Source organism: Acinetobacter sp. CIP 102136, assembly GCF_000369685.1.
GTDB classification, from domain to species: domain Bacteria; phylum Pseudomonadota; class Gammaproteobacteria; order Pseudomonadales; family Moraxellaceae; genus Acinetobacter; species Acinetobacter fasciculus.
Map to the genome: position 1 here is coordinate 802,966 of NZ_KB850142.1, position 22,708 is coordinate 825,673.

The window sequence follows — 22,708 nt, forward strand, 5'->3', positions numbered from 1 at the left end:
TTTCTCAATGAGATAGCAACGGATTTGTCACTATCTCAGAATGAAAATTAGTGCTCAGCCCACTCAACTTTAGAAAGGTCAATACCTTCCTTATACATATCCCAAAGCGGAGAAAGTTCACGTAACTTCTCAACAGCAGCTTTAGTGATAGTCAATACGTGATCGATATCTTCTTCAGTGGTGTATTTACCGAAGCTGAAGCGGATCGAACTGTGTGCAAGTTCGTCTGAAAGACCCAATGCACGAAGTACATAAGATGGTTCAAGTGTTGCAGATGTACATGCCGAACCTGAAGATACCGCAGCATCTTTCAATGCCATCATCAATGATTCGCCTTCAACGAAGTTGAAGCTAATATTCAGGTAGTTCGCTACGTTTTGTGTTGGATGGCCGTTCAGGAACACTTGTTCAAGACCTTGTAAACCATTCCACAGCTTGTCGCGAAGTACACGTAAACGAGTCTGTTCAGCTTCCAAGTTTTTGCCTGCAAGTTCAAACGCTTCACCCATACCTACAATCTGGTGAGTCGCAAGGGTACCTGAACGCATACCACGTTCATGGCCGCCACCATGCATTTCAGCTTTAAGGCGTACACGCGGGCTACGACGTACAAACAGTGCGCCAATACCTTTAGGGCCATAGATCTTATGCGCAGAGAAGCTCATCAAATCTACTTTTAAAGTTGAAAGATCAATTTCAACTTTACCCGCTGCCTGAGCTGCATCGACATGGAAGAAAATCTTGTTGGCGCGAGTGATTTCACCAATCGCTGCAACATCAGTCACAGTACCGATTTCATTGTTTACCATCATCAGGGAAACAAGAATTGTGTCTGGACGGATCGCTGCCTGTACCATTTCAGGCGTAATTAAACCGGTTTGAGGTTGAGGCTCAATATAGGTAATTTCAAAACCTTCAGACTCAAGCTCACGACAGGTATCTAAAACTGCCTTATGTTCGATTTTAGAGGTAACGATATGTTTACCTTTAGATGCATAGAAATGAGCCACACCTTTAAGCGCAAGGTTGTCTGACTCGGTTGCACCTGAAGTCCATACGATTTCACGTGGATCAGCTTTAATTAAATTCGCAACTTGTTCACGTGCATATTCAACTTTTTCTTCTGCTTGCCAACCATACGCGTGTGAACGAGATGCCGCATTACCAAAGGTACCATCGAATGTTAAGCATTCCATCATACGTTCAGCAACCTGAGGATCTACAGGAGTTGTAGCTGCATAATCAAGATAAATCGGACGTTTCATGTCAAATACCTGTAACCGATAAAAGGGCTGAATCTAAAGGTGCTGATTTTTGGCGTAATGACACAGTCTGGACGTTGTCACGTGCAACCAGATCAGCAAGCGAGATTTTTTCTAAATAATCGGCGATGTGATGGGAGAGTTCCTGCCATAAATCATGAGTCAAGCACATCGCGCCATTCTGGCAATTGCCTTTATGGTCACAGCGAGTCGCATCAACTGTTTCGTTTACAGCTTCAATAATTGCTAACACAGTAATTTCATCTGCATTACGTGCTAAATGGTAACCACCATTTGCGCCACGAACACTAGAAACTAAACCATGACGCTTGAGCTTCGCAAATAACTGCTCAAGATAAGCAACAGAAATAGTTTGACGTGCTGCAATTTCAGCGAGCGTTATCGTTTTTTCAGAAGGCTGCAAAGCTAGATCAAGTAGAGCAGTCACAGCGTAGCGACCGCGAGTGGTTAGGCGCATGATTCGATACACATGGTTAGACTAGATGTGTAGATTTTATGAATCCCGACTAAATTAGTCAAGTTATTTTTAGTAGACCTTAGTGGGATTTAATTTTTGGAGAATGAAAGATTTACATGCTCAGCCAATTATACACTAATAACATAATCAAAAGTACGCTGCTCAGGCCAAAAATGATATTAATACGCTTTTGACGGCGTTCGATCCGTTTCAGGCGGTTTTTATACTGTTTGACTTCCACTTGCAGGGTATTGATCTTGGAGCGCTGTTCTTCAATTTTCTTTAAAAGCGGTGCAATACGCTTTTTAGAAGCAATAATTTCCGCTTCATCCGTCGGCGCATCAGACAGCCAGTGTTTCCAGTCGGCTAGTACTTTTGGCAAGCTGAATACGGTTAACAGATCACGAAACTCATCTTTTAAAACCTGATTGCCATCAATGCGCATGCTGCGAATGCTACGACGATTGCCAAAAATGAAAATTTTAATCAGATCGGGAAGTGTAGTGCGCACATCCAGGTCGACAATGCGGCCCGGTGCTTTGTGGTCAAATAATAGTCCATTGGGGGTGAATTGCACATAAAAGTCGAAATATGGAATATAGCTATTGATTTTAATCGAGATGTTTTTATCTACAAACTTTTTGGCCTGTAATGCAACGACACGATCATGCTTGAGAATGAAAGTAAATATTGTCTCTAAAACAATTAACGTCATCGTAAGCAACAAATGCGGTTGATTTTGACTTTGTTGCGATTCGCTCATATACAACCAATCCTTACCTGAAATATAAAGTGAAAAAGCTTCCTGCTTGTGAAGAGATTTCAGGGTTAAATCAAATTAGACTTGAAATAAATTGCTTTGTAGAACAGTTTATCAAATCTATCAAGTACTAAATTTGCTATTATGCAGTGGTTTTGTAGAATAATTTATAATAATTGCGCAGAAAACAAACAGGAGCCGTGCACATGGACAAGTCAAAAACAGCACAAGACTCAGCTGAAGCTTCGAATGAGAAAATGCTGAAACCCAAGTCTAAATCTGCCTCGGAGCGCAAATCGGTTCTTGATTTTCGTAAATACACCAAACAGATCTGGTTGGCTGGACTTGGGGCATTTTCACGTGCAGAAGAGGAAGGCAATAAACTGTTTGACTCGCTGGTCAAGGTCGGGGAAGAACTTGAATCTAAAACTGCAGATATTGCCGATCAAACTGTAGAGAAGGTTTCAGAAAAAGCCAAAGAGTCGGTCACAGACACCAAAGACAAAGTGGAAAAATTAATCGACAACTCTGTTCATCACTCATTGAATCGTATAGGATTAGTCACACTGAAGGATGTACAGTATTTGGAACGTTTAATTCTCCAGTTGCATGCCAAGGTTGATCAGTTGACTGCGGAACAAGAAAAAATGAAAGAAGAATTGCCGAAAAAACTTAAATAAAATGACTTTATTTATTATTCAATGTTTTTTTCGCATATTTTTTGAAAAAAAAGAGGTTCTTAAGTATTGCGTTTATACCTAAAGCATTGCTATAAAGGCGTTATGGCATGTTAAACCAATTCTTGAACCTTAAATAAACGATATTAAGAGGACGTAATCTTCATGAATAAATCAGAATTAATTGATGCAATTGCAGAAAAAGGGGGATTATCTAAGGCTGACGCAGGTAAAGCTTTAGATGCTACAATTGCTTCTGTTACTGAAGCTTTAAAATCGGGTGATACAGTAACTTTAGTGGGTTTTGGTACTTTCGGTGTGAAAGAACGCGCTGCACGTACTGGCCGTAACCCACAAACTGGTGCTACTCTTGAGATCAAAGCAAGCAAAGTACCTAGCTTCAAAGCAGGTAAAGGCTTAAAAGACGCTGTAGCTTAAGCTTACCCAGCGACGAAACGCGCCTTCTTTGGCGCGTTTTTTATTGATAAATTTAATTGTGATGATTAACACATTCATTCAATGGGTATTTTCGGTTAAAATCCTTTGCAAATAAAATATTGGAATACTTATGGAAGCTTTTCGTAAAGTTATTAAGGGTTGGTTGGGCAAAGTCTTGCTCGTTCTGTTTTTGACCCCGTTAGCACTTGTAGGTATTGAAGGATATTTTAGCAGCGGAAACTCTGATGCGGCAAAATCAGTGAACGGGACTGAAATATCTCAAAAAGAATTAGAGTCACTGACCAAATCATTTAAAGAACAATATCTCAGTTATGCCAATGGGGATGAAACTTTACTGAATCAAAGCTTAATTGACCAGAAAGCCATGGATACTCTGGTTGCACGTACTTTATTGCTGCAACAGGCTGAAGAATTAGGGATCAGTCTGAGTGACCAGCAAATTGAACAGATGATTGCTCAGCAGCCTACTTTCCAGCAAGATGGCAAGTTCTCGAATGCTTTATATGAAAATTATCTAAAATCAATTGGCATGACCAATCGCGCTTTGATTGAAAGTTTACGTAAAGATCATGCGCTGAAGATGCTGTCATCGACTTTCCTGGATTATCCACTGGTAAGCCCAGTCGAAATGCAGCAGATTGCCGATTTACAAACTGAACAACGTCATATTCATATTTCCAGCATTAATCTGGACAGCTATAAAAAAGATGTCAAAGTGACGGATGCAGATATTGCTGCTTATTATGAAAAACACAAAACGCTATTTAAACAGCCGACCAGTGTAGATGTCGACTATGTGGTGTTAAAGCCAAGCGATATTCAGGTGGAGAGTTTAGCGGTTACAGAGGCTGAGCTTCAGGAAGCCTATACCGCCTTTGTTGCAACACAAAAACAGACAGTTAAACCAGATGTGAAGCATATTTTAATTACGGCGGACAGTCGTAGTGATGCTGAAGCAAAAAAACTGGCGACCGATATTGCAGCCAAAATTAAAGCCGGTACTACTTTTGCTCAGGCAGCAGCACAATATTCTGAAGACCCTGAATCTAAGTCTAAAGGTGGCGCGCTTGCCGTTTATGAAGAAGGTGTATTTGGTACTGCATTTGATCAGACGGTTAGTTCTTTAAAATCGGGTCAGGTGTCTGCACCAGTGAAAACAGATTATGGTTACCACATCATTTCTGTGCAAACGCCAGATGTTGCAGTTCCTTCTTTTGAATCACAAAAAGCACGTTTGTCTGAAGAAGCCTTGGCTGCTAAAAAATCCAATGCATTCTCTGATACGGTCAATACGCTAAATGATATGGTGGTAGGAAGTGATTCTCTGGATGTCGTTACACAGGAAGTTAAAGGTGTACAAGTCCAGAAAGCCCAAGGTGTAACACTTTCGACCCGTGATCCTGTGCTGAGCGATGCTAACCTCAAAGTCAAATTGTTTAATGACGATGTTAAAAATGGTGATCGTAATGCTTCATCAAGCATTCAGTTAGCCAATGGTGATGTAGCCTGGATAAAGGTGCGTAATTATCATGCAGCCGGCGAACAAACATTGGCAGAAGCAAAACCCCGTGTTAAGGCTCAGTTGATTGAAGACAAGGCAGCTGCTTTGGCAAAAGCAAAAATTCAGAAAGCTTTGGATGAGTTCAAAACCAAACCGGCTGCAGCAGTGGCGAAAGGTGATTTGATCTTTGAAGATGCTGGCGTTTACACACGTGCTGAAGGTTTACTAAAACGTGATGTACAGCGTGCGGCCTTTAGTCTGCCGACACCAAAAGCAGGCCATTGGTCAGTGACCACAGCGAAAATGCCGAATGAACTGGTTGTGGTTGCGGTATCAGAAGTGAAGAAAAATCCGGTGGATGTATTAAGTGCAGAACAGCGTAGTGAGTTGGTGAAGTTATATCAGCAACTTCGTGGTCAGCAGGAATTTGATGACTATACGCGTTACCTGAAATCTCAGGCAAAAATCAAATAAAATTGTTGTATAAAAAAACCAGCCTGCGGGCTGGTTTTTTGTTTTCTAGGCAAATAATGGTTTAAGCACGAATAATCAGTTGATAACCGGTATATTTGCGCATATTAATCACGCCAGTATCCAGAATTAAATACTGGCCCTTGATGCCTTGTAATTTGCCACGAATCACAGGAGTTTTATCCAGATTATGCGATTTAATCTTTTCCGGATATTGTTCTACCGGATAAATAAACTCTCGTGCGAATTCATCTTCCAATACTTCAATATTTTCATTAAATTCTAGATTCTGATTAAATTCTTCGCGAATGCTTTGAATTTTAGGCGCAAATTCTTCCAGCAGTTGTTCACGCACTTCAATCAGGTTCAATGGTTCTGCTTCACCTTTCAGTAGCTTGCGCCAGTCAGTTTTATCAGCAACCTGCGTACCAAACATGACCTCAAGCTTTCCGGAAAGACGACGTGAGCCCACTTTCATAATCGGCAGGGCTTGGGAGGCACCCTGATCAAGCCAGCGAGTCGGCATTTGGCTGGTACGGGTAATGCCGACCTTTAATGCACTGGAATTGGCCAGATAGACAATATGTGGTTGGAAGCAGACATTCTGTGCAAATTCATCTTCGCGGCAAGTGCCCAAATGATAATGGCACGTCTCTGGCTTCATGATGCACATATCACATGAAGCATTGGTTTTAAAACATTTAAAACAGTGACCTTGCGAAAATGATTTGGAAGTTTTGTTGCCACAAGACACGCAGTAAATATTACCGGTCCATTCAATCTCGATTTCTTGGCCTAAATTAAACGGAAGATCAATTTCTGCACGATCTAAAATTAATTTATATTCAACATTTGCCCGCTGTATCTGTTGATCAGTTACACTAAGGTCCTTGAGGCCGACGTGCATTTTATGACAAATGCCCTGAAGTTCCATAAAAATTACTCACTTAAATCATAAGGATGCAGTTATGGCTGAGCAGAATGTCATTACTTCAATGCTAGACGATTTCGCACAGGAACAGCCAATTCATACTGCTATTTGTATTGGGCAGGACTTGAGCCAAGTCCAGTTTCAGCCAGCTATTCAATGGTCCTATTTTAGCGTATCTGACTTTTTAAATCTGCCTTTTCAGCAACGTTATGACTTGGCTGTGGTGATGCTGGATACTGCAGAAACAGAACATTTGTCTGAACAGATCATGAGTCAAATTCTGGTGAAATTACGTGATTTGTTTGCCAAACGGCTAGTGGTGATCAGCCGGCTGCAAAATGAAAAGTTATTGAGAGCTTTAGGATTTACCCAGCTGATTGACAAGACCACACATGAGGCCGATTTTGCGCTGTGGCAGTTTAATATTTTAACCTATAAGCACGTGCCAGACTGGTTTAACTCCAAATTTTGGGCTAATCCGGAAAACTGGGATAAATTTCGCTGGTAAACCGAAAACCTGCTTAACCAAGATTGCAAATATTAACACAATCTTGCCTAGACAATATGAGGGCAGGCCGTATTCTGTAATTAAGATGCACATAGGATATAGGACATGACAAACCTGAGTAGTATTGTGGAAATATTAGCAAAGCAGGCATTGGGTGGTGGGCAGTCGCAGCAAAAGTCCTCACAACAAGGTGGCTTGGCAGATATCCTGGGGTCTGTGCTAGGGCATTTAAACCAGTCAAATTCTCAGCAAAATCAAAATACTCAAAACCAGCAAAATCAAACCGGCCAGCAGACTCGACAAAATGGTCTGGGGGCAATTTTAGGTTCAGTAATAAGTCAGTTCGGTGGTAGTGGTACTCAAGGTACTGCTCAGCCTCGTTCAGGATTGGGTGGTTCTACTGGTAAAACCTTATTGATTGCAGTACTGCCTTTAGTGCTGGCCTGGATTCAAAAACAGGGCGGTTTACAGGGTGCATTAGACAAGCTAAAAGGACAGGGGCTCAATAGCCAGGTCGATGATTGGGTGTCGACCGGCCCCGGTGAAAATGCCAATGTCGATCCGCAGCAGGTGCAAAACCTGTTTGATGATCAGGAAGTTGAAGCAGTTGCACAACAAACCCATGCACCGAAGCAGGATGTGTATAGTGCGATTTCACAGGTCTTGCCGCAGATTATTGATTCGCTTACTCCACAAGGTGAGCAAACCAGCAAGCAGGAAGCCAATAATGATATTCAAAATGTATTGAATATGGTTTCAGGACTTCTTAAAAAATAAATATAGACATTAAAAAATCCCGATATCTGTCGGGATTTTTTAATAACTATCAAATGATTTAGAATTTAATCTAGATTCATGCTGAACAGCTGATTAGATTTACAAATTTTCTTGGCAACATAATGAGATTTTCTCATGCGAATCAGGATAATCTGCGACTGAAAACCGAGTTCACCAAACTCAGGTTCTACCTGTACATAATGCAGTTGCCCATACTCATCTCGCACCCGCGCTTGAGCAGAAAAACCGGGTCGGGCATTGCCACTGGAAATTGTCGCCAAACGGCCAAGTAAATTGACATTGTTCTTTTTATATTTAGGTGGAATGACCTGATCCAGACAGTGAATCATAAAAATAGTAAAAAAAGTCGCAATGATTAAAGCCGGAATAATCAGGTAATAAGCAGGCAGAAATTTAAATTCCTGAGAATAGATCAGGAACTGTAAAACATAGCCGGCAAAACTAAAATTCATCAGGAAGAAAAACACAATCAAGGTTTTGGAGAATTTGACGTTTAGTAGATCCATCTGCTGAAAGTCATAAGGTGAAATTTTTTGCAGAAACTTGCTGGGTCTGAGTCCAAAATAGAAACCAATGGTTTTCACCACACCGAACAGAATAATCGCCAATAAACTCAGATGAAAAGGCATCAGGTTATAGTCTAGAAAAAATGCAGGCATGGTGAAGTCCGTTTTAGTCTTATTCTGAGAGGTAAATTCCACCATCAGAATGCACGGTAATCTCTACTTTTTCAAGTGCTTGACCTTGGCAAGGCCCAGAAATGCATTCACCGCTTTCTACCAGAAACAAGGCGCCATGCGTGGAGCATTCAATAAATTCCTGATCGCGATCCAGAAACTGGTTTTCCAGAAATTCCAGTTCGACCTGCAAATGCGGACACAGGTTTTGATAGGCATAGAAGGCACCGTCACGCTGTGTGATAAAGATATTATCTCCATCGGGAAGCTCAAAAGAGCGTGCTTCGCGTTCTGGAACGTCTTCGGTCATGCAAATTTTAAACATTAAGCACATTCCTTTTGAAAGTCTTGTAATAATGCCGCATAGTCTTCAACTGCCAGGCGTGGACCAAATTGTGAAACCACCTGGCTCGAAATGAGAATCGCCAGTTCAGCCGCAGCTTGAAGACCCAAATTAGCATTCAATCCGTACAGGAAAGCCCCGGCAAAAGCATCACCGGCACCGTTGGCATCTACTGCAGGCACTTTACGGCCAGGAACAGTAAATGTATTTTGATAATCCGAAATCAGTGCGCCTTCAGCTGACAATGTAATGACAACGTGCTGACTGATTGTTTTTAATTTAAGCAGGGCTGCCTCAAGATTATCTGTTTCTGTATACATCAGCGCTTCTTGCTGGTTACATAACAGCAAGTCTACACCATCTGCAATCATTTCATCCAAACCGGCACGCGCGTATTGCACCATGGCAGGATCAGATAAAGTTAGGGCAATTTTAACGCCATTGGCACGGGCAATATCACGTGCTTGTTGTACCGCATGACGTGCTGTGTCAGAAGTTGATAAATAACCTTCGAGATATAGCCATTTCGCGCTATTTAGTGCGCTGAAATCAATTTGTTGATCAGTCAGTTCGGCCGTAATACCCAGATAGGTATGCATGGTACGTTCAGAATCAGGGCTGACCAGAACCATACATGTCCCTGTTACGCCTTCACTGATCGATTGGGTGGTGGTCTTAATACCTGCATCATTCAAACCCTTCAGGTAGATGTGCCCCAGTTCGTCATTTCCGACACGACAGCCATAAAATGCAGAACCACCGAGCGCAGAAAATGCCACGGTAGTGTTGGCTGCTGAACCGCCTGAAGCCTGACCCTTATACACTTGAGTCGCTTGAAGATTTTGATAAAGAGTGGCCTGAGTCTCACCATCTGCAAGTTGCATGGTGCCTTTTTGCAAGTGATGTGCAGTTAAAAAGTCATCAGAAACTTTAAATTCTTGGTCAATCAGCGCATTACCAATCGCAAAAAGATCAACAGTTGCCATGTTCAAATATCACATTAAAAATGAAAGTCCTAAGTTTACACGATTGCTTGGGATTGCTGTAGTTTGCTGAATCATTTTCAAATATTTTTCAAAAATGCTGTATTTTGTTCAGCAGCTATCTTTGGTCTAAAAACTGACTTATTTTTGTGCACTGGTGTGCTGCAGCATTGATTTAAGGATCACATTTTATTTATAAAGAGATATCGCTCCTGGCATGATACTTTAAGTCGCTTGGCAACAGTGATTCTTCACAACAATTTCAAATAGTGTGCGTATATGAATATTAAAATTGTAACAGCCGAACAACTCCCGGATCAGATCGAAACACTGGCAACTCTGGCACGTAAAGAAGGCTATAATTTGGTAGATAAGTTAATAGAAGAATATCGCACCGGGAAAAACTGCTTTAGCCACGCCAATGAATATTTGGTGGTGGCGCATGATGGCAAGAAACTGGTTGGCTGTGGTGGCTTAAACCAGCAATGGGGAGATAACGGCATTGAAGACCGCATTGGTCGTGTACGCCGTTTTTATGTGCATCCGAAATATCGTCAGCATGGCGTAGGCAAACAGCTTTTGGCTTACCTAGAGCAATTGGCACGTCCGCATTATTCGGCTTTATGCTTACAAACAGATACCCGACTGGCCGCCAGTTTTTATCAAAAGCAGAATTATGTATTTGTAGAAAATAATCCAAGCTATAACTATTTTAAATATCTGATTTCTTAAGCTTGTAAATACTCATCTAGATGCAGGAAGTAAATTTGATGATTTAATTTTCAAATGATCAAGTTTACTTAATTCGATCAAAATCCTCGGTTTTCAACGTGAATAATTCAAACAACTAAAGCTATAATGCGCTTAGTTATTTTAATTAAAGCATTAGGAGATCGCATGACTGTAGATGTCACTGAAACCATTTCTCAAACTGTACATCCTGCGTTTCAGTTGGTACGTCAACAACATGTTGAAGCTTTAGACATTTTCGTGTCTGAATATAAACATAAAGTGACTGGCGCCACGCATTATCATCTGGCGACCAATCACGACGAAAATGTCTTTCTGGTGGCGTTTCGTACCCAGCCGATGGATTCTAAAGGCGAAGCCCATATTCTGGAACATACTGCGCTGTGTGGTTCAGAAAAATTCCCGGTGCGTGATCCATTCTTCCTGATGATTCGCCGTTCATTGAATACTTTCATGAATGCCTTTACTGCGGCTGACTGGACTGCGTATCCATTTGCGACCCAAAATAGTAAAGATTTCCAGAACCTGCTCGAAGTGTATATGGATGCAGCATTTGCTGCGAACCTGAATCCATTGGATTTTGCCCAGGAAGGCATTCGCATTGAGCTGGAAAATGGCGAGCCTGTCTATAAAGGCGTAGTTTTTAATGAAATGAAAGGTGCGATGAGTTCGCCTTCAGACCAGCTGTATCACACGCTGGCGCATCATTTATATCCGCATACCACCTATCATTATAATTCTGGTGGTGATCCTAAAGATATTCCTGACCTGACTTACCAAGAGTTAGTAGATTTCTATAAGTCACATTACCATCCAAGTAATGCAGTCTTCATGACCTTTGGCAATAAAACAGCATTTGAATTGCAAGAGCAGTTTGAACATCTGGCATTATCCAAATTTGAAAAAGGTCAGACGCTGTATCCAACACCTGAAACCCGTTTGACTGCACCATTGACGGTTACCGACAGCTATGCGGTCGATGCCGAAGATCTACAGGACAAGACCTATCATGTGCTGTCATGGTTATTGCCGGAAGCTAGTGACATTAAACTGCGTTTGGGCATGCGTTTAGTTGAAGGGATTCTGCTTGAAGATTCAGCATCACCACTGCGTCATTATCTGGAAACGTGTGGTTATGCAGATGCAACAGGTCCATTCATGGGCGTGGATGATTCTAATTTTGAAATGACTTTCTACTGTGCGGTGCAGGGTTCAAATCCTGAACATGCAGAAGAATTTAAAAATGGTGTGTTTAAGGTTCTAGAAGATGTTGCCTCTAAACCGGTTGATCAGAACATGGTCGATGCGATCCTGCATCAAATTGAATTGCATCAGCGTGAAATCAATGGTGATGGTACGCCGTATGGTTTGAGCCTGATTCTGAGCGGTCTGGGCAGCGCGATTCATCACCGTGATCCGGTTGAAGTTTGGGATGTGGATTCTGCGATTGCCGCAGTTAAGGAAGAGCTGCAAGATCCGATGTGGCTTTCCAATCTGATCAAAGAGCATCTGCTGGATAACCCACATCGTGTCCAACTGACACTGGTTCCCGATGCGACCAAATCTGCCAAAGAAGCGGCTGATGAAAAAGCGCGTCTAGCCGAAATTGGAAAGAATCTGACTGAAGAACAAAAAGCTGAAATTATTGCCCAGACTGAAGCATTGAATGTTCGTCAGGACACGCCGGATGACTTGAACTTATTGCCGAAAGTCGGTCTGGAAGATGTCCCTGCGGAATTGCAAATTGTTCAAGGCCAGTTGCGTGAGATTATCTGTAACCGTGTTGATACGCCGTTGAACCTGTATCATGCCGGCACCAATGGGATTTATTATCAACAGGTTCTGGTCAATATTCCGGATGAAGTGGTGCAGTCGCCTTACTTTAACCTGCTGTCGATCCTGATGGGTGAAGTTGGTGCGGGTGAGTATGATTATCTTGAGTTCCAGCAACTGCAAACAGCGGTAAGTGGCGGTCTGGGCATGGGCGCATCTTTGCGTTCTAAAGTCGATGACAAAAACAAAATTACTGCCTGGTTGACGTTGACCACCAAATCTTTGGTGAATCATCTGGATGCAATTCGTCTGTTAAAGATCGGTTTTGAACAGCTTCGTTTTGATGAGAAAGACCGTATTGTTGAACTGTTACAACAGCGTAAAACGCGCTGGCAGTCACGTATTTCTGGTTCTGGACATAGCTATGCAATGCAAACGGCTTCACGTCAGCATAGTGCATTGGCTTTGCGTGATTATCACAATACCGGTTTGGGTGCATTGAACTGGCTGATCGAGCTGGTGTCTAAGATCGAAAAAGATCCGGCTGAATATGATCTGCTGATTGATGAATTAAAACGGATTCATCGGGTCTTGTTGCAAGCACCAAAGCAATTCCTGTTAGTCTGTGAAGAGCCGCAGTCTGAGCATCTGATCGAAGAAATTCAGAATGTCTGGGACAAACTTGCTGTTGATCCAGCACCGGTTGCATTGACTCAAGTCGAAAAAGTAACCCATGATCAGCACGAAGCCTGGTTGATTCAAGCCAATGTCCAATTCTGTGCGGCTGCTTATCCGGCAGTTGAAGTCTCACACCCTGATGCTGCTGCCTTGATGGTACTAGCGGGTTATTTGCGTAATGGCTTCCTGCACAGCGCCATTCGTGAAAAAGGCGGTGCCTATGGTGGTGGTGCGAGCTATGACGGCAATGCCTGTTCGTTCCGTTTCTACAGCTACCGTGACCCACGTCTGGCAGAAACCTTCCAGGATTTTGATGCGAGTATTCAGTGGTTACTCAATGCACCACAACAGCCGCATCAACTGGAAGAAGCCATTCTGGGGCTGATTGCCAGTATGGATAAACCAGGCTCACCGGCAGGCGAAGCCATTACTGCATGTTATTCCTACTTGCATCAACGTACGCCAGCGTTCCGTAAAAAATTACGTGAACGTTTATTGAATGTCACACTGGATGATTTGCAGCGTGTTGCACAGACCTATCTGGTCGAGCAGCAGGCGACGAAAGCCGTTGTGGCACCAGTGGCAAAACGTGAAATGCTGGAGCAGCTTGGTTTTGTAATTCAACAAGTTCTATAAATAAAAAAAAGAGGATAAGGGATGGCGCTTAATTCGTTTAAGCGCTCAACTCTACAGCTGAGCGTGTTGCTGGGCTGTGCAGTTGGGACGCAAGTGAATGCGGAAGAAACAGTAGTCAACAGTCCCACGCCGGCAACGGCTGAAGCCTGTGCTGCACTGGAAATTAGTGCAGAGCGTCTGGCCTGTTATGATACTTTATTTAAAATTCCGGTTACTGATAAGCCTGCAATCGTTTCTGAACGTCGTGCAGCAGCAGAAATTGCGCCTGAACCCGACAATTTAAAAGCGAAAATTGGTCAGACTGTTTCCAATATTTACGCTTCTGAAGGATCAAAGCTGACGCCGAATCTGTCTTTGCTGGATAGCCGCTGGGAACTCTCTCCGGAAAGTAAATTAGGCACCTGGAACATTCGTTCTTATCAGCCGGTGTATTTGATGCCAGGTTTCTGGACATCAAACAAGAATGAATTACCCGAGAGTGAAAATCCCAACAATATAGAGACAGAGAAACAGAATCTCACCTCAACTGAAGCTAAGTTTCAACTGTCTTTAAAGACCAAGGCGGTTGAAAATATCTTGGGAGATAATGGCGATCTCTGGCTTGGTTATACTCAGTCTTCGCGTTGGCAGGTGTATAACTCGGAAGAATCACGTCCGTTTCGTGAGACCAACTATGAACCCGAAGCCAGTTTGATTTTCCGTACCAATTATGATCTTTTGGGTCTGAATTGGCGTATGTTGGGATTGACCATCAATCATCAGTCCAATGGTCGTTCTGATCCGTTATCACGTAGCTGGAATCGGGTGATGCTGAATCTTGGTTTTGAAAAAGACAATTTTGCCTTGATGGTTCGTCCTTGGTATCGCTTTGAAGAGAAGCGAGAAGACGATAACAATCCAGAGATCAAGAACTATATTGGCCGTGGAGACATGACCGCATTTTATCGTTATAAGGAGCATGATTTTTCATTGATGCTACGACATACCTTAAAAGGTGGAGATGAAAACCGTGGAGCGGTACAGTTCGACTGGTCATTCCCGATCAGTGGGCGTTTGCGTGGCCAATTCCAGCTTTTTGATGGTTACGGAGAAAGCCTGATTGATTATAACCATCGTGCCACGTATGTCGGTTTAGGTGTTTCCTTGATGAACTGGTTCTAGGATTCCAACTTTAAACATCTTGGAATGAAAATAAAAAACCATGCCGCTGCATGGTTTTTTTATAGATAGATTAGCCAATCTGGATTTCTGAAGGCGGATGTTTGAGACGACTCTTTTTCGGAGTCGCAATAAAATAAGCAAGCGTCAGTGGCCCTAGACGCCCTGCGAACATTAACAGCATTAGAATAATCAAACTGGCAGGTTGTAGTTCCTCTGTTACCCCTCGGGACAAACCGACGGTACAGGCCGCAGACACGGCTTCAAACAACAGATCCAGAAAATCCTGCTCAGGTTCCAGGATTAATAAGCTCATAAAACCCATCATGATCAATGCTGCAGTAATACACACGACGGCCAATGCTTTAAACGTAGTTTTTTCAGGAATAGAGTGATTAAACAGCCGGATCTCATCTTCGCGTCTTAAAAAACTGATTACGCTGATGACCACAATAATAAACGTACCAACCTTAATGCCGCCCGCCGTACTTAAGGAGCCGCCCCCGATAAACATGAGCAGCATGGTAACGAGACTGGATGCATCGCTCATTTGTTCCATTGGCAAGCTATTAAAACCTGAAGAGCGGGGAACGGTGGCATGGAACCAGGCATTCACGGCCTGATCGCCCAAACTCATGAGACCCAAGGTGTGTGGATTGGAAGCCTCTAGTAGCCAAAGTACGATAAAAGCACTTAGGTTCAGACCCAGAATCGTTGAGAGGATTAGCTTGCTGTTGGTACTCAACTTACGCCAGCGCTTATGTTCTTTGACGTCCATCAGCACCAGAAAACCGATACCGCCAATGATATACAACATACTGATGGTAAAGGTAATCAGATATTGCCCTGAAAAACTCATCAAGCTATTTGGAAATAGTGAAAATCCACCATTATTAAAAGCGGAGACACTATAAAAGGCTGCATAAAATAATGCATCAGTGAATTGATATTCTTTAAGCCAGGACAAGGTCAGAATCAGCGTGCCGATCGCTTCAAAGAATAGAGAATATAAAAACACGGCTTTAATGGTAAAACTGACTTTTTTCAGACTAGTTTGTCCAATGGACTCCTGTGCCATGACTTGTTGTTTTAGCCCCAGTTGCGGTGCCAGACTCATCACTGCCAGAATGGCAAAGGTCATAAAACCCAAGCCGCCGCATTGCAACAAAAACATAATCACGATTTGACCAAATACGGTATAGGCTTCACCGACATTCACCACCGATAGCCCGGTAATGGTCACAGCAGAAGTTGCTGTAAAAATCGCCTCCAGCCAGCTGATTTCTCCATGATGTGCAATAGGCAGCATCAATAGCAGTGAGCCGATCAGAATTAATCCGAGAAAACCCAAAGCCAGTAAGCTCGGAGGACTGAGGTTAATCGTCCTGTGTTGCTTTAAATCAGAACTTTTCATAAATGTTTAAAATATTTAGCAAGACGGCGCAAAGGTTCCAGCAATCCTTCAACCAGTAAAATGTCGCCTTCTTGAAGAATCTGATTGGCATCTACGTGGTATTGCAGCGTAGATCCGCGTTTATGTAATAAGGTGGTAATTTCAGGTATATGCTTCATCAACTGATTCAACGGTGTACCATGATGATCTGCATGAATCTCGATCTTGACAATATAGTGATCATCTTCAAGTGACATATAACGGCTAACCATCGGGTAGCTGAGTGATTGTGCCACACGGACGCCCATATCTTCTTCTGGGTGAATAATTTTTTCGACGTTCAGATGGGTCAAAATCATATGGTGGGCTTTGGATTTGGCTTTGGCCCAAATTTTCTTTACACCCATATTTTTCAGATGCAGTACACACAGAATGCTGGCTTCAATATCTTCACCAATTGCGACTACGACCGCTTCACAGCGCTGGATATCCAGTTCATCCAGGACATGCTCATCGGTTGCATCGGCAATGACCGCATGGGTGAGCTGATCGGAAATATTTTCCACATATTTTTTATCGAGATCGATTCCAATCACATCATGTTTCAGGCTGATCAGTTGAGTCGCCACTGTTGCACCGAAGCTGCCCAGCCCAATGACTGCAAATAATGCCATGCATATTTCCTTAAATCTTTTTATTTCAAATCAGTTCATGTCTAAGTATGTATCTTAAAGATTTTTATAGTTTTCAGCTATCTGGCCTTACATAAATACTTCATACATTTTCATTCAGCCGGACATAAAAAAACCGCCTCGAAAGGCGGTTTATGTTTGAAAGAATTACTTCAAGAAACGTTGATAACCCAGATTATTGGTAATTTCCTGATATGGATAGGTAATGGTTTCGAGAGTTTCGATCAAGCCATCCGGATTCTGTTGTGCATCGGTTGCTTCAAGACCCACCAGAACACGTCCTTCAGCAGCGCCGTGGTTCCGGTAGTGGAACAGGGTGATATTATGGGTTGGGCCAAGACGTTCCAGGAACATCAGTAAAGCGCCAGGACGCTCCGGGAATTCCACGCGGAACAGGCGCTCATTTTCAATATCGGCATGACCACCGATCAGGTAACGGATATGCAGTTTGGCCACTTCGTCATCAGACAGATCGTCAACGTCATACTGGAACTTTAAGGTTTCATAAATTTCCTGACGTTCTTTCTCGCCATTTTTCAGACTGATGCCGACAAAGACTTGCGCAGCAGAAGCATCGCTGGCACGGTAGTTAAATTCAGTAATATTACGGCCTTGTAATGCACGGCAGAAACTCAGGAATGAACCTTTCTGTTCCGGAATGGTCACGGCAAAAATCGCTTCTTTGCGTTCACCCAGTTCGGTACGTTCAGCGATATAACGTAAACGGTCGAAGTTCATGTTGGCGCCGCAGACAATCGACACCATGTTCTTCCCTTCGATGCCATGTTCAGCCACGTATTTTTTAATACCTGCCAGAGCCATTGCACCAGATGGTTCTACAATGCTACGGCATTCGTCATAAGTGTCTTTAATCGCTGCACAGACTTCATCCGTATTCACCAGCACCACATTCGGTTCCACGATTGGGCCAGAATTGTCCGATTTTTGCAGACGAATCACATCAAATGGTTTTTCACCAATTTGGGCTACCGCTGTACCATCAGCAAACAAGCCCACAGATGGGAGAATCACACGTTCATTTGCTTCTAAAGCAGCTTTTAAACAGGCAGATTCGTCGTATTCCACTGGAATGACTTTAACGTGGGGTGCGACATCACCTAAATACGCTGCAACACCTGCGATCAGGCCACCACCGCCAACTGCGACAAACACGTAATCCACATCGCGCCATTGACGCAGGATTTCATTAGCAATCGTACCTTGGCCAGCAATCACCAGTTCATCATCATAAGGCGGAATGAAGGTCATGCCATCTTCCTGGGCACGTTGAATCGCATACTTGTTGGCGACATCAAATGAATCACCATGCAAAACCACTTCGCCACCAAGACGCTTAACCGCCTGTACCTTGATATCAGGTGTGGTTTTAGGCATCACAATAATCGCGCGAATACCCAGCTTTTTCCCTGAGAGTGCCACGCCCTGTGCATGGTTACCCGCTGAAGCAGTAATAACGCCACGTTCCATTTGTGATTTCGGTAATTGACTAATACGGTTATAGGCACCGCGTAGCTTGAATGAAAAAACCGGTTGTAAATCTTCACGTTTAAAGCGGATATTATTATTGAGTCGTTCGCTAATTCGTGGCGCTGCTTCGAGTGGAGTTTCGATTGCAACATCGTAGACCGTTGCTTGTAAAATTTGTCGAACCAAACGAGACAGCATGTTAATTTTCCATCTAACAGTTTAAAATAGGGGCTTATTGTAACAAACCACACGGCTTTGCGGTTTAAAAAAGCTGCAAAAGTCCAAAATAGTTGAGTGAAGCCATGAGTCTATATGCAACCCAAGATGAGAAAAAACAAGCAGCAGCCAAAGCCGCTTTAAAACACTTGCCAAAAGGGGGCATTTTAGGCGTAGGTACAGGCAGTACTGTAAACTTTTTAATTGACTTATTGCCTGAGCTGCAATTGGAAGCTGCGGTAGCCAGTTCAGAAGCAACTGCACAACGCTTGAAAAAACTCGGCATTGAAGTGGTAGATATGAACTCTGTCAGTGGTCTGGATGCTTATGTTGATGGTGCAGATGAAATTGATCGTCATATGCATATGATCAAAGGTGGCGGTGCAGCGCTGACACGTGAAAAGATTGTTGCCTCTATTGCGAAAAAATTTGTGTGTATCGTGGATGATTCTAAATGGGTTGGACAATTAGGGCGTGAGTTCCCGCTTCCTGTAGAAGTGATTCCAATGGCGCGTTCTGCAGTCGCGCGTAAAATCGTATCTTTAGGTGGCGATCCTGCGTACCGTGAAGGTGTGGTCACTGACAACGGTAATGTGATTTTAGATGTGTACAACCTGAATATTCTAAATGCACTTGAACTGGAAAAAACCTTAAACGATATTCCGGGCGTGGTATGTAACGGTATCTTTGCGATCAACAAAGCAGATATCGCCATTGTCGCGACTGATAACGGAATTGAAGAGCGTACAGCGGTTTAATTAAACTTTCTAGAAAAAATCCCTCTAAATCTCCCTGAGCGAAGTTTTGAAGCACTGCTTTAAAACAAGTGCAAGAAGGGAGACTTTTAAAAGCCCCTCTTTGAAAAAGAGGGGGTTAGGGAGATTAAAAAAACTATAATGACCTTATCCGATCTACCCGAAATCCAAATCACCCGAAATGTCCGTTCAACCCGGTTACGTTTGCGTGTCGATGCGACCCAGATTCGCCTCACAGCCCCGGTTTTTTGCAGCAAAAAACAGATACGGCATTTTATTGAACAATCTGAAAGCTGGCTGATTAAAACCTGGCAATCCCAGCAAGAAAAAATCGAAAATATTGACCGGACGTTACCGATTGAGCTGCGGTTATTTAATCTAAAAGAACCTGTACAAATTTCTTATCAAAGCCAGAAGAGCAACTTCATTTTTGATCATAAAAATTTACAGCTTTGCATCAGTGACCGACATCCTGAAGAATATTTAAAAACTTTCGTGATTGCCTACGCAAAAGAACAGCTTCCTTCATATTTAAATCTTGTCTCACAGCAATGTCATTTGCCTTTTAAAAACTGCAGTATTCGACAACCTAAAACCCGGTGGGGCAGTTGTTCGGCCAAACATGACATTATGCTGAATAGTGCGCTAGTATTATTTCCTGAAGAGGTCACGCATTATGTCGCTGTCCATGAACTGGTACACACAAAGCATTTTGATCATAGTCCACGCTTTTGGGCAGAAGTTGCTAAGCATGATCAGCATTTCCAGCAGCATCGTATAACGCTGAAAAATACGCCGTTGCCATATTGGTGGGGTGCCTAAAACCATAATTAATAAGTCCATATAACTCTATTGAAATAGCCTAAGCAAATTAAAAGTTTCATGATCAAAATCGGACTTATCCTACTGATCAATTAAAAAACCAGCAAACCCCAGTGAAATGGTTTAGAAAACCTCAACTTCCTGTCATACTAGGCTGTATAAAGGAAACATTTATTTGAGGTAATCATCGTGATTTCAGTGGGTATTGTGGGTGGTACGGGTTATACAGGCGTTGAACTTTTGCGTCTTTTGCTACGACATCCAGATGTAAATGTAACAGCACTGACATCACGTACTGAAGCAGGTCGTCGTGTAGATGACATGTTCCCAAGCTTGCGCGGGCATACCAATCTTAAATTTTCTGATTTGAGTCTGGGTTTATTAAAATCATGCGATGTGGTGTTCTTTGCAACGCCGCATGGTGTCGCAATGAAACATGCCGAAGAGCTGGTTGCTGCAAATACCAAAGTGATCGACTTGGCGGCAGATTTTCGTTTACAAGATCTTGAACAGTTTGAAAAATGGTATGGCATGCAACATGCATGTCCAGAACTGTTAAAAGATTCTGTTTATGGTTTATCTGAGCTAAATCGTAAAGAAATTAAAAAGGCCAGTGTGATCGGGAATCCGGGGTGTTATCCAACTACAGTTCAGTTGGGTCTGGCGCCGGTCTTAAAAGCGGCTGAAGCATTGGTGAAACCTGAAAGCATTATTATCGATGCCAAATCTGGTGTATCAGGTGCAGGTCGTAAAGCCAGTCTGGGCATGATTTATTCTGAAAATTCCGATAATTTTAAGGCCTATGGTGTAGCGGGTCATCGTCATCACCCTGAAATTGTCGAAGCATTGGAAAAAATTTCAGGTCAAAAAAATGTGTTTGATCATATTTTATTTGTACCGCATTTGGTGCCGATGATTCGTGGTATGTTGTCGACCATCTATATCGATTTAACTGAAGCAGGCCAATCAGCAGATTTACAAGCGCTATATGAGCAGTTCTATGCCAATGAAGCATTTGTCGATGTTATGCCGGCGGGTAGCTCACCCGAAACCCGTTCAGTGCGTGGAGCGAATCAGTTGCGTATTGCCTTGTATAAGCCACAACCAACGAAACTGGTTGTACTGGTTGCACAAGACAATCTGGTAAAAGGGGCAGCAGGTCAGGCTGTACAAAACATGAACCTGATGTTTGGTTTTGCTGAAGACGCTGGCTTAAATAATATTGGTTTATTACCATAAAAAACGTATTAGAACTTCACACACATTTAGATTTGCATTTAAATGTGTGTCTTGATTAAAGCAAACAAGAGATCAAAATGCCGAATAACGAGTCAAATACGACGCTTCCTCAGGAACCCGGGACTAAGAAACCATTCATGAAAGGTAATACGCCCTTGGCCATTGGTGCGGCTGTATTGATCTTAAGCAGTGGCGTACTCGGATATACCGTAGGACATCGTCAGGGTTTGACTGCGGCGGGTTATGATGCAGATGCAGAGCAACTGGTCGATGTGGTACAGACTCAGAAAGCCAGTCTTGAAACACTGAACAAGACGCTGAATACTGCGGTTCAGGAGCGTGATCTAGCTGTCAGCAACGCCAATGATCTGTATCTGGCCATGACCAAGGCACGTGATGAACAGGTGCAGGCTGAAAGTGTAGGAACCATTTATCGCGAAATTTTGCGTCAGCGTGGTGGTTTGGCATTGGCGGTTCAAAACCTGTCGATTAAACCATTACCCGAAAATGCCTTTGAATACCAGATTGATCTGGTTCAGGTCAGTCCAGGCAAAAGTCGTGCTTCAGGTAGTGTGGAACTGCGCCTGATTAAAGGGACTGAAATTCTGGTGGTACCACTGGAAGATAAAAACTTTAATTTTGAAAATTATGAGCGACTCACTGGCCGCTGGACCATGCCGAAAGGCTTTAAACCAGAATTTATTGAAGTGCGTCTTACTGGTGCCAAGCCTGTGATTCGTCGTTTTAGTTGGGAACAGGGCAAAGCAGTCGAAAATCAGTCTGCCACCTTGTCAGAAATTCCGAAAACCGAAGCAAATGCAAATTAAGTGTGAAATATAAATCTTATGCCAAGCAATAAACGTCAAATGTGTTTAAGTGATATTAAAAATTCTTTTAATGAGTCTGGAATCGTTGATTGGCATATCAGCCCACGTTTAGCAAATGAACCCTCTGAAGACGGTGATTCTGACTTAGCTGTACAGACTGCACCGCCAGAACTGAAACGTCCACCGTTGTATGCGGTTGTTTTATTAAATGACGACTATACGCCGATGGAGTTTGTAATTGAAATTTTACAACAATACTTTGCAATGAATCTTGACCAAGCTACACAAGTAATGCTAACTGTACATTATGAAGGAAAGGGTGTAGCTGGGGTTTATCCTCGAGACATTGCGGAGACCAAAGCGAACCAAGTCAATAATTATGCTCGATCACAAGGTCATCCGTTACTTTGCCAAATAGAGCCTAAAGATTAAG

General features: G+C 42.8%; 23 protein-coding genes. 13 read left to right on the plus strand and 10 right to left on the minus strand.

Features of this window, described 5'->3' with window-relative positions:
• Window positions 1-47: 47 nt before the first annotated feature.
• The 3 genes from F893_RS09380 to F893_RS09390 all read right to left on the minus strand — a co-directional run bounded on the left by F893_RS09380 (window position 48) and on the right by F893_RS09390 (window position 2,503).
• The gene (locus tag F893_RS09380) at window positions 48-1,265 is read right to left on the minus strand and encodes an IscS subfamily cysteine desulfurase (protein WP_004279813.1); all 1,218 of its coding nucleotides are present in this window, start codon (window positions 1,263-1,265) and stop codon (window positions 48-50) included.
• Between the two features lies 1 nt (window position 1,266).
• Window positions 1,267-1,740: an Rrf2 family transcriptional regulator gene (locus F893_RS09385; protein ID WP_004279811.1), complete on the minus strand. Its 474-nt coding sequence runs from the start codon at window positions 1,738-1,740 to the stop codon at window positions 1,267-1,269.
• A 112-nt stretch (window positions 1,741-1,852) separates the two neighbouring features.
• Entirely contained in the window at window positions 1,853-2,503 is a 651-nt protein-coding gene (locus F893_RS09390; RefSeq protein ID WP_004646765.1) for a hypothetical protein, read from the minus strand.
• A gap of 203 nt (window positions 2,504-2,706) precedes the next feature.
• Between F893_RS09390 and F893_RS09395 the strand changes: the two genes are divergently transcribed.
• From F893_RS09395 to F893_RS09405, 3 genes are all read left to right on the plus strand, one after another.
• The gene (locus tag F893_RS09395; RefSeq protein ID WP_004646766.1) at window positions 2,707-3,180 is read left to right on the plus strand and encodes a phasin family protein; all 474 of its coding nucleotides are present in this window, start codon (window positions 2,707-2,709) and stop codon (window positions 3,178-3,180) included.
• Window positions 3,181-3,342: 162 nt separating this feature from the next.
• Window positions 3,343-3,615 carry an HU family DNA-binding protein gene (locus F893_RS09400; RefSeq protein ID WP_004279807.1) on the plus strand — a complete coding sequence of 91 codons (273 nt, stop codon included), beginning with the start codon at window positions 3,343-3,345 and terminating at the stop codon, window positions 3,613-3,615.
• A 130-nt stretch (window positions 3,616-3,745) separates the two neighbouring features.
• The gene (locus F893_RS09405) at window positions 3,746-5,611 is read left to right on the plus strand and encodes a SurA N-terminal domain-containing protein (RefSeq protein WP_005251642.1); all 1,866 of its coding nucleotides are present in this window, start codon (window positions 3,746-3,748) and stop codon (window positions 5,609-5,611) included.
• 61 nt (window positions 5,612-5,672) lie between these two features.
• On the opposite strand, the gene F893_RS09410 is transcribed toward F893_RS09405, so the two are convergent.
• Window positions 5,673-6,542, minus strand: coding sequence for a DUF2797 domain-containing protein (locus tag F893_RS09410; RefSeq protein ID WP_004646770.1), 870 nt, complete (start codon window positions 6,540-6,542; stop codon window positions 5,673-5,675).
• A gap of 34 nt (window positions 6,543-6,576) precedes the next feature.
• Between F893_RS09410 and F893_RS09415 the strand changes: the two genes are divergently transcribed.
• Window positions 6,577-7,047, plus strand: a complete 471-nt coding sequence (locus F893_RS09415; protein WP_004279801.1) for a DUF6231 family protein — start codon at window positions 6,577-6,579, stop codon at window positions 7,045-7,047.
• Between the two features lie 105 nt (window positions 7,048-7,152).
• Window positions 7,153-7,824: a YidB family protein gene (locus tag F893_RS09420; protein ID WP_004646772.1), complete on the plus strand. Its 672-nt coding sequence runs from the start codon at window positions 7,153-7,155 to the stop codon at window positions 7,822-7,824.
• Between the two features lie 65 nt (window positions 7,825-7,889).
• Here the strand turns inward: F893_RS09420 and F893_RS09425 are convergent, their stop codons facing one another.
• From F893_RS09425 to F893_RS09435, 3 genes are read right to left on the minus strand one after another with little or no spacing between them, the layout of a single operon-like run.
• Window positions 7,890-8,504: an OB-fold-containig protein gene (locus F893_RS09425; RefSeq protein WP_004279798.1), complete on the minus strand. Its 615-nt coding sequence runs from the start codon at window positions 8,502-8,504 to the stop codon at window positions 7,890-7,892.
• A 19-nt stretch (window positions 8,505-8,523) separates the two neighbouring features.
• Window positions 8,524-8,832: a Rieske (2Fe-2S) protein gene (locus F893_RS09430; protein ID WP_004279797.1), complete on the minus strand. Its 309-nt coding sequence runs from the start codon at window positions 8,830-8,832 to the stop codon at window positions 8,524-8,526.
• A 14-nt stretch (window positions 8,833-8,846) separates the two neighbouring features.
• Window positions 8,847-9,851 (minus strand): adenosine kinase, encoded by a 1,005-nt coding sequence (locus F893_RS09435; protein ID WP_004646774.1) that lies wholly within the window; start codon window positions 9,849-9,851, stop codon window positions 8,847-8,849.
• 276 nt (window positions 9,852-10,127) lie between these two features.
• Between F893_RS09435 and F893_RS09440 the strand changes: the two genes are divergently transcribed.
• The 3 genes from F893_RS09440 to F893_RS09450 all read left to right on the plus strand — a co-directional run bounded on the left by F893_RS09440 (window position 10,128) and on the right by F893_RS09450 (window position 14,846).
• Window positions 10,128-10,580, plus strand: a complete 453-nt coding sequence (locus F893_RS09440; protein ID WP_004646775.1) for a GNAT family N-acetyltransferase — start codon at window positions 10,128-10,130, stop codon at window positions 10,578-10,580.
• Window positions 10,581-10,745: 165 nt separating this feature from the next.
• Window positions 10,746-13,685, plus strand: a complete 2,940-nt coding sequence (locus F893_RS09445; protein WP_004646776.1) for an insulinase family protein — start codon at window positions 10,746-10,748, stop codon at window positions 13,683-13,685.
• Window positions 13,686-13,706: 21 nt separating this feature from the next.
• Complete coding sequence (locus tag F893_RS09450) at window positions 13,707-14,846, plus strand: phospholipase A (RefSeq protein ID WP_004646777.1); 1,140 nt, start codon at window positions 13,707-13,709, stop codon at window positions 14,844-14,846.
• A 70-nt stretch (window positions 14,847-14,916) separates the two neighbouring features.
• On the opposite strand, the gene F893_RS09455 is transcribed toward F893_RS09450, so the two are convergent.
• The 3 genes from F893_RS09455 to ilvA all read right to left on the minus strand — a co-directional run bounded on the left by F893_RS09455 (window position 14,917) and on the right by ilvA (window position 18,614).
• Entirely contained in the window at window positions 14,917-16,257 is a 1,341-nt protein-coding gene (locus tag F893_RS09455; protein WP_004646778.1) for a TrkH family potassium uptake protein, read from the minus strand.
• Window positions 16,254-16,910 (minus strand): potassium channel family protein, encoded by a 657-nt coding sequence (locus F893_RS09460; protein ID WP_004646780.1) that lies wholly within the window; start codon window positions 16,908-16,910, stop codon window positions 16,254-16,256. The genes F893_RS09455 and F893_RS09460 overlap by 4 nt, the downstream gene beginning before the upstream one ends.
• 165 nt (window positions 16,911-17,075) lie before the next feature.
• A complete protein-coding gene (gene ilvA, locus F893_RS09465) occupies window positions 17,076-18,614 on the minus strand; it encodes a threonine ammonia-lyase, biosynthetic (RefSeq protein WP_004646781.1) in 1,539 nt (512 codons plus the stop codon).
• Between the two features lie 104 nt (window positions 18,615-18,718).
• Between ilvA and rpiA the strand changes: the two genes are divergently transcribed.
• From rpiA to clpS, 5 genes are all read left to right on the plus strand, one after another.
• Window positions 18,719-19,390, plus strand: coding sequence for a ribose-5-phosphate isomerase RpiA (gene rpiA, locus F893_RS09470; protein WP_004279784.1), 672 nt, complete (start codon window positions 18,719-18,721; stop codon window positions 19,388-19,390).
• 138 nt (window positions 19,391-19,528) lie between these two features.
• Complete coding sequence (locus F893_RS09475) at window positions 19,529-20,209, plus strand: M48 family metallopeptidase (RefSeq protein ID WP_004646782.1); 681 nt, start codon at window positions 19,529-19,531, stop codon at window positions 20,207-20,209.
• Between the two features lie 183 nt (window positions 20,210-20,392).
• Entirely contained in the window at window positions 20,393-21,448 is a 1,056-nt protein-coding gene (gene argC / locus F893_RS09480) for an N-acetyl-gamma-glutamyl-phosphate reductase (protein ID WP_171066778.1), read from the plus strand.
• Between the two features lie 77 nt (window positions 21,449-21,525).
• On the plus strand, window positions 21,526-22,275 hold the full coding sequence (locus tag F893_RS09485; protein WP_004279781.1) for a DUF6776 family protein: 750 nt from the start codon (window positions 21,526-21,528) through the stop codon (window positions 22,273-22,275).
• Window positions 22,276-22,293: 18 nt separating this feature from the next.
• Window positions 22,294-22,707, plus strand: a complete 414-nt coding sequence (gene clpS / locus F893_RS09490; protein ID WP_004279780.1) for an ATP-dependent Clp protease adapter ClpS — start codon at window positions 22,294-22,296, stop codon at window positions 22,705-22,707.
• Window position 22,708 lies beyond the last annotated feature (1 nt).

Excerpts from the sequence above, each read along its gene's own strand:
- rpiA (WP_004279784.1), top strand. The coding sequence starts at position 18,719 with ATGAGTCTATATGCAACCCAAGATGAGAAAAAACAAGCAGCAGCCAAA.
- F893_RS09435 (WP_004646774.1), bottom strand. The coding sequence starts at position 9,851 with ATGGCAACTGTTGATCTTTTTGCGATTGGTAATGCGCTGATTGACCAA.
- F893_RS09440 (WP_004646775.1), top strand. The coding sequence starts at position 10,128 with ATGAATATTAAAATTGTAACAGCCGAACAACTCCCGGATCAGATCGAA.
- F893_RS09380 (WP_004279813.1), bottom strand. The coding sequence starts at position 1,265 with ATGAAACGTCCGATTTATCTTGATTATGCAGCTACAACTCCTGTAGAT.
- F893_RS09455 (WP_004646778.1), bottom strand. The coding sequence starts at position 16,257 with ATGAAAAGTTCTGATTTAAAGCAACACAGGACGATTAACCTCAGTCCT.
- F893_RS09390 (WP_004646765.1), bottom strand. The coding sequence starts at position 2,503 with ATGAGCGAATCGCAACAAAGTCAAAATCAACCGCATTTGTTGCTTACG.
- F893_RS09445 (WP_004646776.1), top strand. The coding sequence starts at position 10,746 with ATGACTGTAGATGTCACTGAAACCATTTCTCAAACTGTACATCCTGCG.
- F893_RS09425 (WP_004279798.1), bottom strand. The coding sequence starts at position 8,504 with ATGCCTGCATTTTTTCTAGACTATAACCTGATGCCTTTTCATCTGAGT.
- F893_RS09420 (WP_004646772.1), top strand. The coding sequence starts at position 7,153 with ATGACAAACCTGAGTAGTATTGTGGAAATATTAGCAAAGCAGGCATTG.
- F893_RS09450 (WP_004646777.1), top strand. The coding sequence starts at position 13,707 with ATGGCGCTTAATTCGTTTAAGCGCTCAACTCTACAGCTGAGCGTGTTG.
- clpS (WP_004279780.1), top strand. The coding sequence starts at position 22,294 with ATGCCAAGCAATAAACGTCAAATGTGTTTAAGTGATATTAAAAATTCT.
- F893_RS09395 (WP_004646766.1), top strand. The coding sequence starts at position 2,707 with ATGGACAAGTCAAAAACAGCACAAGACTCAGCTGAAGCTTCGAATGAG.
- F893_RS09385 (WP_004279811.1), bottom strand. The coding sequence starts at position 1,740 with ATGCGCCTAACCACTCGCGGTCGCTACGCTGTGACTGCTCTACTTGAT.
- F893_RS09460 (WP_004646780.1), bottom strand. The coding sequence starts at position 16,910 with ATGGCATTATTTGCAGTCATTGGGCTGGGCAGCTTCGGTGCAACAGTG.
- F893_RS09485 (WP_004279781.1), top strand. The coding sequence starts at position 21,526 with ATGCCGAATAACGAGTCAAATACGACGCTTCCTCAGGAACCCGGGACT.
- F893_RS09405 (WP_005251642.1), top strand. The coding sequence starts at position 3,746 with ATGGAAGCTTTTCGTAAAGTTATTAAGGGTTGGTTGGGCAAAGTCTTG.
- F893_RS09400 (WP_004279807.1), top strand. The coding sequence starts at position 3,343 with ATGAATAAATCAGAATTAATTGATGCAATTGCAGAAAAAGGGGGATTA.
- F893_RS09410 (WP_004646770.1), bottom strand. The coding sequence starts at position 6,542 with ATGGAACTTCAGGGCATTTGTCATAAAATGCACGTCGGCCTCAAGGAC.
- F893_RS09415 (WP_004279801.1), top strand. The coding sequence starts at position 6,577 with ATGGCTGAGCAGAATGTCATTACTTCAATGCTAGACGATTTCGCACAG.
- ilvA (WP_004646781.1), bottom strand. The coding sequence starts at position 18,614 with ATGCTGTCTCGTTTGGTTCGACAAATTTTACAAGCAACGGTCTACGAT.
- F893_RS09430 (WP_004279797.1), bottom strand. The coding sequence starts at position 8,832 with ATGACCGAAGACGTTCCAGAACGCGAAGCACGCTCTTTTGAGCTTCCC.
- F893_RS09475 (WP_004646782.1), top strand. The coding sequence starts at position 19,529 with ATGACCTTATCCGATCTACCCGAAATCCAAATCACCCGAAATGTCCGT.